The 14,595-nt window shown below is 37.5% G+C and carries 9 protein-coding genes; all 9 read left to right on the forward strand.

Features of this window, described 5'->3' with window-relative positions:
* Positions 1-86: 86 nt before the first annotated feature.
* Entirely contained in the window at positions 87-1,580 is a 1,494-nt protein-coding gene (locus BM305_RS04095) for an ABC transporter substrate-binding protein (RefSeq protein WP_177214536.1), read from the forward strand.
* Positions 1,581-1,644: 64 nt separating this feature from the next.
* Positions 1,645-4,779, forward strand: a complete 3,135-nt coding sequence (locus tag BM305_RS04100) for an alpha-mannosidase (RefSeq protein WP_092559421.1) — start codon at positions 1,645-1,647, stop codon at positions 4,777-4,779.
* A gap of 12 nt (positions 4,780-4,791) precedes the next feature.
* The gene (locus BM305_RS04105) at positions 4,792-7,131 is read left to right on the forward strand and encodes a glycoside hydrolase family 31 protein (RefSeq protein WP_092559422.1); all 2,340 of its coding nucleotides are present in this window, start codon (positions 4,792-4,794) and stop codon (positions 7,129-7,131) included.
* Complete coding sequence (locus tag BM305_RS04110) at positions 7,128-8,837, forward strand: sensor histidine kinase (RefSeq protein WP_092559423.1); 1,710 nt, start codon at positions 7,128-7,130, stop codon at positions 8,835-8,837. The genes BM305_RS04105 and BM305_RS04110 overlap by 4 nt, the downstream gene beginning before the upstream one ends.
* Before the next feature lie 3 nt (positions 8,838-8,840).
* Positions 8,841-10,415, forward strand: coding sequence for a response regulator (locus BM305_RS04115; protein WP_092559424.1), 1,575 nt, complete (start codon positions 8,841-8,843; stop codon positions 10,413-10,415).
* Positions 10,405-11,901 carry an ABC transporter substrate-binding protein gene (locus BM305_RS04120; RefSeq protein ID WP_177214537.1) on the forward strand — a complete coding sequence of 499 codons (1,497 nt, stop codon included), beginning with the start codon at positions 10,405-10,407 and terminating at the stop codon, positions 11,899-11,901. The genes BM305_RS04115 and BM305_RS04120 overlap by 11 nt, the downstream gene beginning before the upstream one ends.
* Positions 11,902-12,064: 163 nt before the next feature.
* On the forward strand, positions 12,065-13,018 hold the full coding sequence (locus tag BM305_RS04125; RefSeq protein ID WP_092559426.1) for an ABC transporter permease: 954 nt from the start codon (positions 12,065-12,067) through the stop codon (positions 13,016-13,018).
* Positions 13,019-13,036: 18 nt separating this feature from the next.
* The gene (locus tag BM305_RS04130; protein ID WP_092559427.1) at positions 13,037-13,972 is read left to right on the forward strand and encodes a carbohydrate ABC transporter permease; all 936 of its coding nucleotides are present in this window, start codon (positions 13,037-13,039) and stop codon (positions 13,970-13,972) included.
* A 390-nt stretch (positions 13,973-14,362) separates the two neighbouring features.
* Positions 14,363-14,595 (forward strand): transposase (locus tag BM305_RS04135; protein WP_143099121.1); only part of this gene is annotated, 233 nt, incomplete at its 3' end.

A 14,595-nucleotide genomic window follows, 5' to 3' on the forward strand; every position in this document is an offset into this window, starting at 1 on the left:
AAATGAAATTTTGCAAATTGGTTTTTTTATCAATTCCTAATACAATGATATTGTAGCAATACACAATAATGAAAAGGAGAGGTAATATGAAAAAACTAGTTAAGAAACTTTCATTACTTCTAGCTATGGTGCTTATGGTTTCATCTCTTGCAGCATGTGGTAAAAAGGAAAGCACAACTCAGAGCGGAACATCAGATAATGAGGCGTCAGAGGCTGGAACAACAGAAACTGAAACAAAAGAACCGGTAATCCTAAAATGGATACAAATTGGAGGAGAACCAAATAATTTAAAAGCAGCAGTAGAGGCAATGAATGAATACTCCATTTCTAAAATCGGAGTAGGAGTTGAATTTGTATATTTAGACTGGGGTATCTGGGGTGACAGAGTTACCGCTATGATAAATTCTGGAGAAGAATTCGACATTATGTTTACTAATTCTGATAAATATTCAGCAGCAGTATCTCTTGGAGCATTTGCTGATATTACAGATCTTCTTGCAGAAACACCTGAACTACAAAGTATGGTTCCTGATTTGGTTTGGGATGGTGTGAAAATTAATAATAAGATTTATTCAGTTCCTACTTATAAAGATTCTTCTCAGACACAATACTGGGTTTGGGATAAAGAACTAGTTGAAAAATATAACGTTGACTATACAAACATTAAAACCCTTGCCGACTTGGACCCAGTAGTAAGAATGTTCCAGGAAGAAATCAATGCAGGAAATATTACAGATGCTCAGTATGCATTTAATATTGCAAAGGATGGCGTAAATGGACTTCTTATTAACTATCAGGGACCTTTGGATGCAATTGGTGTCCGTTATGACGATTCTAGTGCAACTGTAGTTAATGTATTTGAACAAGAAGATATTGCAGAAAGCCTTTCTTACCTTCATACATGGTACGAAGATGGTATCATTAATCCAGATGCAGCAACAGTAGACAGAGGCCCTTCTTGGGTAATTGTAAGCTCTGGACAGGGATTCCCTGGTGCAGACGTAAGCTGGAGTGCAGGACGTGGAAAAGACACAGTAAGTAATCCATTTGCAGGACCTATTTACTCTACTAGTTCTATTCTTGGTTCAGCAAATGCCATTTCCTCTTCTTCTAAATATAAAGTGGAAGCATTAAAATATCTGGAGCTTTGTAATACAGACCCAGTTATGAGAAATATGCTTGCTTATGGTGTAGAAGGCGTGGACTGGACTGATAATGGAGATGGAACAATTACAAGAAGTGCTGACTGCTACAGCCCAGCAACTTATTCACAGGCAACCTTCTTTACGATGTATCCAGTGGCTCCTAACGCAGCAGACCAGTGGACAATGGTACAAGAGTGGAATGAAAAGGCAGAAGCATCTGTTCTACTTGGATTTTCATTCGACCGCAGTAATGTGGAAAATGAAATGGCAGCATGTGATTTAGTAATGTCAAGATATAAACAAGAGCTTTACACAGGAACCGTAGATCCAGCAGAAGCAGTACCTAAGTTATATCAGGAATTAACTGATGCAGGTCTTGAGACAATTCGTACAGAATACCAGAATCAGATTAACGACTGGTTAGCACAGAAATAATAGAATAAGTACCACAAGTGGGGAGCTTTTTGCTCCTCTTTGTGCTATAGAAAGGTTGGTAAGCATGTTTTTTATAGATAATAAGTTAGAGGCAAGAGTAAATGAATTAAAGGAATATAGATACAGGGATAGGAAAAGTCTAGGTGGATTATTGTCTCTTGAGGATAACCAGGGTAAGGTAAATCCAGAACTGCCTTCAGAAGATGAAAATTGGGAGCTGATTCTGGCGGGACAATGCTGGTCAGGCAGGGACCGGTATTTATGGTTAAAAACAGAACTAGTGATTCCCGAGGAATGGAAGGGAAAAAAGGCGGTTGGACTTTTCGATTATGGCATTACAGGAGATGGAAATAATTCGGGGTTTGAATCGCTTCTTTATGTTAACGGACAACCTTTTCAAGGGGTAGACATGAATCATAAGGAAGTTTTTTTCCCAGCAGATTTGTATGGAGAAAAATTAGAATGTATATTTCGGCTGTGGTCTGGCCTAGAAGGCGGTGGTGTAAAAAGGGAACAGGTGCATAAAATAAACTATGCTGACCTGGCTTGGCTGGATGAAAAAACAGATGATTTATATTATATGGGATTTGCAATCATAGATGCAGTGAAAACCCTGAAAAACGACGACCCAACTGTTCATGAGCTGCGCCGCATTTTAGATGAGGCATTTCTCTGCATTGATTGGTCTTATCCAGGAAGTGAGGAGTTTTATCAAAGTGTTCACGAAGCAGATGACATGCTAAATCAGCAGTTAGATGAAATAGAAAAAAATGCTTCTGTTCAGGTAAAATGCATAGGACATACACATATTGATGTGGCGTGGCTATGGAGGCTGAATCATACCAGAGAAAAATGTTCCCGTTCCTTTTCTACTGTAATTCGCCTTATGGAACAGTTTCCAGAATATATTTTTTTACAGACCCAGCCACAGCTGTATGAATATGTAAAAAAAGATTTTCCAGACCTGTATCAGAAGATAAAAGAGAAGGCAGCAGCAGGAAACTGGGAAGTAGATGGGGGTATGTGGGTAGAAGCAGACTGTAATCTAACCAGTGGAGAATCCCTTACCAGACAAATCTTAATGTGCAGAAAGTTTATGATGGATGAATTTGGGAAAGTTCCAAGCTATTTGTGGCTCCCAGATGTATTTGGCTATTCGTGGGCGTTGCCGCAGATTTTAAAAAAATCGGGAATTGATATGTTTATGACAACAAAAATCAGCTGGAATCAGTACAATCGGATGCCCCATGATACATTCCGCTGGGTTGGTATGGACGGAAGTGAGGTGCTGACACATTTTATTACAACACCTGCACCATGGGACAGACCAGACTCTTGGTTCTATACCTATAACGGACAATTAATACCCAATACAGTGAAAGGTGTATGGGATGCTTATCAAGATAAAGCGGTAAACAAAGAGCTATTAATTTCTTATGGATATGGAGATGGCGGTGGAGGAGTTAATCGTGATATGCTGGAACTTCGCAGGCGAATTGATAAGATTCCAGGAATTCCAGAATTGAAAACATCTACTGCCAAAGAGTATTTTGAACATTTGAAAGATACATTTAAACATACAAAGCAATATGTGCATACCTGGGATGGTGAACTATATTTAGAATATCACAGAGGAACCTACACCAGTCAGGCATATAATAAAAGAATGAATCGAAAAATGGAATTTTTATATCGGGAAACAGAGTGGCTGACCGCTATGGCAGCAATTGTTAAGGGAGATGTTGCTCTTGCCCGTCAGGATGAAATGCGGGAGGGATGGAAAATTCTTCTTACCCACCAGTTCCACGACATTATTCCAGGGTCATCGATTCACGAGGTATATGAAGATTCCAGAGAAAATTACAAACAGGCAGAGGCTATAGCAGATACAATAAAAGAGGATGCGTTAGAACAGCTTATCTCTGCACACAGCCAATACTTTACAATAGTTAATAATTCAGGATGGGATCGAGATGGAATTGTCTCCGTTCCTTATCAGAAGGATGCAGTTTATGTGGACGGAGCAGGAAATGTTTTGGAATCCCAAGATAGTGCCGCCAATACATTGGTAAAGGTTGGACAGGTACCAGCTATGGGCATGACGGTTATCAGCAGAGAGACAGGAGTAAAACAGGTTTGTAAACCAATATTTTTTATAACCAATAGTGGGGCAGAGTCACCATTTTATTGTATAAAATGGAATGAAGCTGGACAGCTAACAGATGTTTATGATAAGGAAAATGATATTCATGTTATTCCAGAGGGCAAAAGGGCAAATGTATTCCAGTTGTTTGAAGATAAACCATTGGGAAACGATGCATGGGATATTGATCTTTTTTATCAGGAAAAAATGAAAGAGGTAGATCAGTTAATCAGTGTAGAATGTGTGGAGCAGGGACCTTTGCGGGCAGTGATACGTTTTACCTGGAGCTTTTTAAACTCAAAAATTACGCAGAATATGATGTTATATGCACAATCTAGAAGAATTGACTTTGAAACAAAGATGGATTTTTATGAACATAAAAAAATATTGAAGGTAGCTTTTCCTGTAGATATAAGGACTACGTATGCTACGTACGATATACAATATGGAAATGTAAGACGTGCTAATCACTGGAATACCAGTTGGGATCAGGCAAAATTTGAAACCGTTGCCCATCGCTTTGCAGACTTATCGGAACAAGGATATGGGGTTAGCCTGTTAAATGATTGTAAGTATGGACATGATATAAAAGGAAATGTAATGCGGCTGACACTGGTAAAAGCTGCTACACATCCAGATCCACAGCAGGATCAGGGAGAACACTATTTTACCTATTCTCTGTTTCCACATAAAGGGGATTTTGCTGCGGCAAATACGGTTCAGGAAGCATATGGACTAAACCAGCCATTGTATGCAGTAGAAGGTTCAAGCATTTTAGGCAATTATAGCTTTTTATCACTGGATAATGAATATGTGGAGATAGATGCAATAAAGCTTTCAGAAGATGGAAAAAGCCTGGTAGTTCGTTTTCACGAGTATATTGGTGCCAGACATAAGGTGACAATAGCTCCGCATTTTTCGATTCAAGGGTATCAGGAAGCTGATTTGATGGAGCAGCCTCAAGGTGAGTACAAAGAAGAGAAGGTAATTAGACTGGAATTTAAACCATATGAGATTAAGACGGTTTTAATAGATGTGAAAAAAGAAAAGAAATGAGGGTGAAAAAGTATGTTTGGAAAGTTGTTGGGCTATCAAAAGCTGGAAAACAGAATTTTATTACAGTTTGAAGAGAAAGTCTGCTACATTGAAATAATGGAAGAAACGGTTATTCGTATTTTTGCGTCATTAGAAGAAAAAGAACAGATTTCTTATGGAATTACAGAGTTGTCCAGACAGCAGTATTGCAATGCCTGTCAGCAGGTATCAGTGCAGATAGAACAGAGAGAACAAGGACTGGTTATTAAAACGGGAAAACTATGGGTGGAAGTAAATGACGACTTTAAGGTTGATATTTATAATAACCAGCATGAGATTTTATGCAGAGACTACCGGATGGAGAGAGAGTCTTTTATGCAGCCTGAAGCAGGCTGGCAGCAGGCTGCTCAGGAAGGACATACGATTCAGGAAAAGACTGGAAAACATAAAATTCAGGTAATAAAAACAATGGAGGGGGAAGAAGTATTTTACGGATTAGGAGATAAAACAGGTTTTCTTAATAAAAGAGGATACGAATATGAAATGTGGAACAGTGACATACCAGATCCACATGTAGATTCCTTCCGCGCGTTATACAAATCCATTCCCTTCTTTATTACGATGAGAAACTCACACTTTTATGGCATATTTTTTGATAATCCCCATAAATCAGTTTTTGATATGGGCAAGGAAAGTGAAAAATACTATTTTTTTGGCGCAGAGCAGGGAAACCTGGACTACTACTTTATGTATGGAAACACCATGGCAGATGTGTTAAAAAGTTATATGGGACTTACGGGAACCCATCCATTACCACAATTATGGACATTAGGATATCATCAGAGCAGATGGTCCTATGAAACATCTCAGGAAGTAAGAGAAATTGCCAAAAGCTTCCGGGAAAATGATATTCCATGTGACTGCATTCATCTAGACATAGATTATATGGATGGATGCCGGGTGTTTACCTATAGTCCGGAAGGCTTTCCGGATATGAAAGAACTAATCCAACAGCTTAATCAAGAGGGCTTTCAAATCGTAACGATTATTGATCCAGGGGTAAAATTAGAGGAAGGATATCCGATTTATGACCAGGGACTGGAACTGGATTGTTTTGTAAAAGATAAGGAAGGAACAAACTATACAAACTGGGTGTGGCCAGGGACGGTAGTATATCCTGATTTTTCTGATGAAAAGGTTCGTTCCTGGTGGGGTGAAAACCATCGTTACCTAATAGAACTTGGTGTCAGTGGAATATGGAATGATATGAATGAACCGGCAAGCTTTCATGGAGAACTTCCAGATGACATACAATTTTCAGAGGAAGGACAAGGAGCTGATCATAGAAGAATTCATAATGTATATGGACATTTAATGTCACAGGCTACTTATGAGGCGTGGAAAAAATATAAGAAAACCCGTCCTTTTGTTATCACAAGAGCCTGCTATGCAGGTACCCAGCGATATGCAACTGCATGGACAGGAGACAATCACAGCATATGGGCACACCTTCAGATGGCAGTTCCACAGCTATGCAATCTTGGATTAAGTGGTATGGCATTTGTTGGAACAGATGTTGGCGGCTTTGGTTCCGACTGTACACCAGAACTTTTATGCAGGTGGGTGCAGACAGGATGTTTTTCACCATTGTTCAGAAATCACAGCTGCAAAGGAAGCCGCAGACAGGAACCATGGGCTTTTAATCAGGAAACGCTTGATATTAACCGGAAATATATTAAGTTACGGTATCGTTTACTTCCATATTTTTATGACTTATTTTGGGAACATGAGAGAAATGGTCTGCCAGTAATAAGACCTTTGGTACTAGAATTTCCAGAGGACCGAAATACATGGGAAATGAACGATCAATTTATGGTAGGAAGTCATATTTTGGTGGCTCCTGTAGTAAATCAGGGGCAGAGAATGAGACTAGTGTATTTGCCAGAAGGAATCTGGGAAGATTACTGGACAGGAGAAAGGCATGTAGGGGGGACCTATATCAAAAGAGAAGCGCCGTTAGAGGTTTGTCCTATGTATATAAAAGCGGGTACGATACTGCCAAATTATCCGGAAATAGCGTATACAGGTGAGAAAAAAATAAAACAGCTTATTCTAGAGGTATATGAAGGGGAAGGTGAATATTATCATTATCAAGATAATGGAAAGGATTTTTCCTATCAGGAAGGAGTTTATAACCAGTATTTATTCAGGCTTTCTGAAAACAGGAAATTACAGCTTGATATTATTCATCAGGGATACGAAGAAGGGTATACCACTTTTCTGATTCGCTGGAAAGGCAGGGAAAAGCAGATATGTTTTGTTCAGGACACACAAATTGTGTTACTAGATGAAATAGAAAGTGAAGTATTATGATTCGGAAAAAGACGATTTACCGAAAACTTTTTATAAATTATACAGCGATTATTTTCAGTATTATTATTTTCTTTGAAGTTTTTTCTATTTCAAATGTGCGAAAGCAGGCTGCGGATGAAAACATACGGTTTAATCAGCTGGTAAGTGAAGAAGTTGCCAATAATGCTAAAAACATGTCCGATACGGCAGATTTAATTTTATATAAATTGTATCAGAAAGATTCGGAATTGTCCGATACGCTGCTTTACTTGGAAAACGATTTGGATACGTATTATCAAATAAGACTGGATCGGTTTTCAAATAATCAGTCAAATGAGTATTATGGAAATGATGATTTTGCAAAAGAGTCCTTTAGCCTGGATAGTCAGATAAAGGAAATCTCTTTTGTCAGTCATGCCAAAAAGCACAGAATCACATATAGTGACGGTGGAGATGTACGGGTTTCTGAGGTAAGCAGCAGTTTTTTAGAACGGCTGAATCAATATATTTTATTAGAAGATAATCATATTGTTTTTGTGGAAAATATTCAAAATCCTATGACCATGGAACTAACGGGTTACATGTTGGTTTCTTATAATCTTAGCTATTTTGAGAAAAACTACAAGGAAAACAAAGAATCTGAATTAATTGTATTTTATGATCAGACAGTACTATTTGACTCTACTGGAAAAAATACAGTGGACTATTTGCTTAATGATAGTGGAGTTTTGAAAAGTGAACAGGAACTGGAAAAAATTCTGGCTGCCTATGTATGCTGCTATGGAATGAATAAAATTAATGTAGTCCGTTATATTCCAAAAGAAATTGGAAACCGAATTTCTCCTTTTTTAATGCTTTCATTGATTGTAACGGGAATTTTTATCTTTGGGGCAGGTGAGTTTCTAGTGCTGAGACGACTGGAACATCTAACCCAGAGACTGGTTTCCCTTTTGAATGGTATGGAACGGGTGCGTGGTGGTGAAATTAATTCTCAGGTGGAGATTAAATTTGAAAATGATGAATATGACATCATTGCTGAATATTTTAACCAGATGTGTACCGATCTCCAGACCTATATCCAGAAAAGCTATATGGCGGAAATTGAGCAGAAAAATGCGGAACTGAATGCACTTCAAAATCAAATTAATCCTCATTTTCTCTATAATACACTAGAGGCAATCCGTATGAAGGCAATTTGTAATGGGGACAAGGAAGTGGGGAAAATGCTCTATGGACTTGCTATTATTTTCCGAAGTCAGGTTAAGGAAAGCAGTATTATTACAATAGGCAAGGAACTGTATTTTTGCAAAAAGTACTTGGAAATGTTTGAATTCAGATATCAGAATAAATTTCGATTTGCTATTGATTGTCCTGTAGAATTTATGGAAGTTAAAGTAAACAAATTTATTTTACAGCCGATGATTGAAAATTACTTTGTCCATGGAATACGCCTTATGGATACGGATAATTATCTGTGTATTAAGATGGAGGCAGCAGGCGAAGATATTCTCATATATATTGAAGACAATGGAAAGGGAATAGAAGATAATAGACTGGAGGAGATAAATCAGAAGTTAAAGGATAACAGCAGTCCAGAAGGCAGTATTGGGGTAAGAAATGTAAACAGCAGGATTACGGCTATGTATGGGAAGGAATATGGTGTGCACCTGGAAAAAAATGATCCGAGAGGGGTCAGAGTGATCATTAGATTCCCTATGGAGGTGTAGAAAATGTATAAGGTTATGATAGTTGAGGACGAAGAATTTATCATGCAGGGTATCTGTCTGATTGTAGACTGGGAAAAGCTTGGTCTGGAGGTAGTTCACAAAGCTCAGGATGGAACAGAAGCAATTGACTTGTGGGAACAGGAAAAAGTAGATATTATTATTACAGATATCTGTATGCCCCAAATGGGAGGTTTGGAGCTTCTGAAAAAAATCAGGGAGCAAAGTGAGCAGGTGCGGTTTATTATACTCAGTGGCTATGATCAGTTTGAATATGCCAGACAAGCCATTACGTTAGATGTGGAGGACTATATTTTAAAGCCCATAGACGAAGAAAAACTGATGCAGGTGCTGGAAGATACCGTTAGCAAAATTCAGTCATTGAATAAGAAAAAAAATTATTCGATTGATGAACTGCGAAAAGCAGGGTGCTTGCTGAAGGAACCATGGGATCCAGAGAAAGCAGCTATTCATATGAAGGAACTGGAATTGGCTTTATATCAACCTTGTTTTGCATTTGCAACAATGAAATATAAAATCAGTACATTAAAGGAGGATGAGCTGGCATCTATTTATAATTATCTTGTCACAGAGTATAAAGGGGATAATATGAAAGTACTGTTTACAGAAAAGGATGAATTGCTTTTACTTATATCATGGGAAGAAGTAGGAAAGAAAAATCCTTTGGCATATTTTAAAAAGCTTCAGAACCAGCTAGAAGAAAAGTTTGACAAGCCAGCCTTTATTACAGTGGGTCCAGTACTAAGTCAAATGCAGGATTTGGCAAAGGCATACCGGCATACCCGCAAACTGCAAAGATATTTAATCATTGAAGGATATGGAAGTTGTATTGACGAAAGCTATGTTTGTAATAGGATGCATGAGGATATCGACTTTGATGAGGATAAACTTTACAATCTAATTATCCATAAGGATAAAGAGGGAGCTGCTGCGTATTTAGAAGACCTTATTGTGAATAACATTACAATGGAAAAGTACTCCATCGAAGTAATTGATACAACCCTAGTGCGTGTGATGATTTTATTGCAGAAAATAAAGGATGAGTTTGGAATTGAGTCAGCCAGTCACCAGTTTTATGTAACAGAGCTGCTAGAAGAAATCTATCATGCAGATGATATTTCCATTATTAAGGGTGCTATTATTGTGGAAATGGTGGAATTGATTGAGCTTCTTCAAATCGAAAATTCTCAGTATTCGCCAGTAGTAAAGCAAATCATGGCTAAAGTAAAAAATGATTACAGGGAAGATATGAGCCTGAAAACACTAGCTGGAAAATACAGAATGAATCCTTCTTATCTGGGGCAAATATTCCTTCGGGAAGTAGGGTGTACATTTTCTCAATATTTAAATAATACCCGGATTAAAGTAGCAAGAGAGCTGATTTTAAAGACAAATATGCGTATGCATGATATTTCTAATGAGATTGGCTATGTTGACATCAGCTATTTTTACCGCATGTTCCGAAAATATTATGGCATATCTCCCGCATCATTAAGAGAAATCAAAAGTACCACAGAAGAAATAAATACCTGGCAGGAGGTCAATCAGATTGAAAAATAGAATAAGGGCTTTGTTTGTCTTTTTATTTCTGGGGACTATTCTTGGAAGCAGTGCAGGCTGTCATAATAAGCTGGAACAGAAGAAAGAACAGTCGAATACAGTAAAGCTGATTTGGTATCAGATCGGGGAGCCACAAAAGGATTTGGCTTTGGTACAGGAAAAGGTAAACGAATATACGGCTGAAAAAATAGGGGTAACAGTTCAGATTGAACAAATCGGCTGGGACAAATACACAAAAACAATGGAAACCATTGTGAAAACAGGGAAGGAGTACGATTTGGTATTTACTTCTTCTTGGGCAAATGATTATTTGACCAATGCTCAAAGAGGCTTTTTTCTTCCGCTGGACGAACTTCTTCAGAAATATGGGAAGGAAATGTATGAAGCTATTGATGATAAGTTCTGGGAAGCTGCCATGGTGGATGGAAGGATTTATGGGGTGCCAAATGAAAAGGAACTGGGCAGTATGCCGATGTGGGTGTTTACTAAAGAATATGTGGATAAATATCATGTACCCTATGAAGATATACACACTCTTGAGGATTTAGAGCCATGGCTGGAATTAATCAGTGAAAATGAGCCAGATGTGGTTCCACTGTATATTACACAAGATTTTTCTGCGCCTACCTATATGGATAAAATTCAAGATATTGTAGGGATTGAATATGATGATACAACCTTAACGGTGCAAAATCTCTTTCATACAGATCGGATGCTGTCCACATTAAGAACAATGAGAAATTATTATTTAAAAGGATACATTAATAAAAATGCAGCAATGGAGACAGATAGTAAAGAAGTAAAACGGTTTGTGACAAAGGGGGATGGACAGCCTTATGCAGAACTAATCTGGTCCAAGGATTTAGGATACGAGGTAGTGACGTCCAATATCATGGAGGTTCAGATAACAAATGTTTCAGCCAGAGGAGCTTTGACCGCCATTTCTAGTAATACGAAGCATCCAAAGGAGGCTGTGGAGTTTTTAAATCTGGTAAATACAGATGAATATTTAAGAAATCTTTTGAATTACGGGATTGAAGGAATTCATTATGATAAGACTGCACTTTCTGAAGATGATGAAAAATTGGTGGAGGGAAAGGAAAACACCTATTCTTTTAAAGTGCATTTAAATTCTGAGAATCAGAAAAATTATTCTGTTCCCTACTGGGTTCAGGGGGGACTTTTTAATACGTATGTGCTAGAGACAGAACCTATAGATAAATGGTACCAGTTTCAGCAGTTTAACAAAGAACTGAAGCCAGCATTGTCCTTTGGCTTTAATTTTGATTCAACCAATGTGTTAAAGGAAATATTAGAAGTAAAGAGTGTTTTAAATGAGTATGGTACGATGCTGTATTCGGGAAGTGTGGATCCAGATCTGTATGTTCCAAAGCTCAATCAGAAATTAGAGTCCGCTGGTATTCAGACTATTATTGATGATATGCAGAAACAAGTAGATGATTGGAAGAAAACGGCCTACCCGTAAATAATCAGCACTTTGGTATAGATAAAAATAAAATTTGTTCAATAAATCTTCAATTTAGCAACTGTTTGGGAGACAGATGCCTTGCTATAATAATAGTAAGGCAATTAATCGTTACAGTACTGTTTTAGACAATACAGATTTGCTAAAACAAAAGGAGGTTCTTATGAGCAAAAAGAGTAAGGGTGTCAAAAAAAAGAGATGGACCAGAGATGATACTCAGCTGGCATTACTTGCACTACCTACAACCATTTGGTACGTATGCTTTTGTTTTCTGCCAATGTTCGGTGTACTGATGGCATTCAAGAATTATCGTATCGTGGAAGCAGGAAGAAGCTTTTTCTACAATTTGTTACACAGTGAGACCACTGGGTTTAAGAATTTTGAGTTTTTATTTTCAAGTGGTTCTGGTACCAGAGTACTTAAACTTACGTTAACCTATAATATTGCATTTATTATTTTAGGCATTGTAGTACCAGTAATATTATCTTTGATGATGAGTCAACTCCATGGAAAACGTTATGGGAAAACATGTCAGACATTGATGTTTCTTCCTTATTTTATGTCATGGGTTATTGTTGGATATTTCGTGTATGCATTTCTAAGCCCTGATAAGGGATTATTTAATACCATACTTACTATGTTAAATAAGGATACGGTAAACTGGTATCGTGAACCAGAGTACTGGCCATATTTTCTTGTTTTCTTAAATGTGTGGAAGGGCATGGGATATGGAATGGTAGTTTACTTAGCCAGTATTACTGGTATTGATACTTCTCTATATGAAGCAGCCATGATGGATGGCGCTACTAAATTTCAACAGGCGGTTAAAATTACGCTTCCACTTATGAAAAGTGTAATTATCATGATGTTTATATTGAGTATAGGAGGGCTTGTCCGTTCTGATTTCGGTCTGTTTTATCAGGTACCTAAAGCATCAAATTCTCTGTATACGGTTACAGAAACCATTGATGTATTTATTTATAAAATGATAAAAGAACAGCCAAATCCAAATATGGGTTCTGCGGCATCATTTTTACAATCTGTTGTAAGCTGTGCATTGATTCTAATCACAAATAGAATTGTAAAATGGATGGACAAAGACAGTGCAATCATATAGAAAGGTCAGTGATGTATAATGAGTAAGAAAAAAAGAACGGATTATGAAAACGAACAGCCAAAAATTAACCGGATATCTAAAAAAACCAATTTTATATTTTCCGCAATATTCTTTCTGCTGGCACTTATCTGTGTGGTTCCTGTAGTATATATTATTATCATATCCTTCAGCAGTTCCGAGAGCATAGCAGCAAAGGGATACAGCTTTTTCCCAGATTCCCTGACACTAGAGGCATATCAGTATCTTTGGAATAACAAAGTTATGATATTAAAAGCATTTGGAGTTTCTGCAACGGTTACTATAACGGGTACTATCGTTGGGTTGTTTTTGACAAGCTCCATGGGATACGTGCTGACCAGATCCAAGTTTAAATTAAAGGGTCTGTTAACTTGGGTGGTATTTATACCTATGGTGTTTGGCGGCGGTCTGGTATCAACGTATAATGTTTATACAACGGTACTAGGACTGAAAGATTCTGTTTGGGTTTTAATTCTCCCTATGGCGGTATCTTCATTCCATGTCATTATTGCAAAAACATTTATAAGAACAACAATTCCACAGTCTATTTTTGAATCAGCTGAAATAGACGGAGCATCTCAGCTAAGAATTTATTTTCAAATGGTTATTCCACTATCCAAACCGTTACTGGCAACGATAGGTCTCCTCCTTAGTTTTGGCTATTGGAATGACTGGTGGCTTTCTCTGATGTATATTGACAGCCGGGATCTGTATTCTTTGCAGGCGGTATTAATGAGCATTGAACGTAATATTGAATATCTTGCCCAGAATGCCAATACTATGGGAATTTCTTCTGCCCAGTATGCCGCAACTATGCCAAAAGAATCCATGCGCATGGCAATGGCAGTTTTAATTGTGGTACCAATTGCTTGTGTGTATCCATTCTTTCAAAGATATTTTGTTTCAGGTCTTACGATTGGTTCGGTAAAAGAGTAATGACGATTCATGTTATAAAGTTAAAAAAGAGCAGAGTGCTGAAAATGTACTTTGCTCTTTTTGGGTGGAAAAGGTTAGGGATTGTTAATAGGATGTTATGGAGTCTATTGTTAATATGCTGTTCAGCTGAATTATTTTAATTGATTAACGTAAATATGATACTGTTCGATATAATCTTTTGAATTACTACTTACTAATGAAGTTACTAGTTCGTTATAGGTGACATCTTTATCATTGACAAGTATGTAGGCGTCTAGCTTAGAAAAAGAGGAATTCTCGTCTCCATCAACTAAATAGTGATTAAGGTATGAATGATGTTGTATAATAAAAATTGCCACCCTATTCTCAAGGATTTTGATATATAATAAATACAAGAAGAGGAGAATTGAGATGGCAGAAAAACGAATTACAAAATCATATGATCAAGAATTTAAAGCACAAGCAGTAAAACTTGCACAGGAAATAGGCGGGCATAAAGCCGCTGCAGAACTTGGGCTTCCAACAGGTACTATTTATACATGGATAAAAGCATTTAAGGAGGGACGCTTAGAGGCAAAAGAGGCTGTTCATACGCCAAATAATGCATTATCTCTTAATGAAGAGTTAATTGAGCTCAGAAAACG

It is taken from the genome of Anaeromicropila populeti (genome assembly GCF_900112775.1).
Lineage (GTDB): Bacteria > Bacillota > Clostridia > Lachnospirales > Lachnospiraceae > Anaeromicropila_A > Anaeromicropila_A populeti.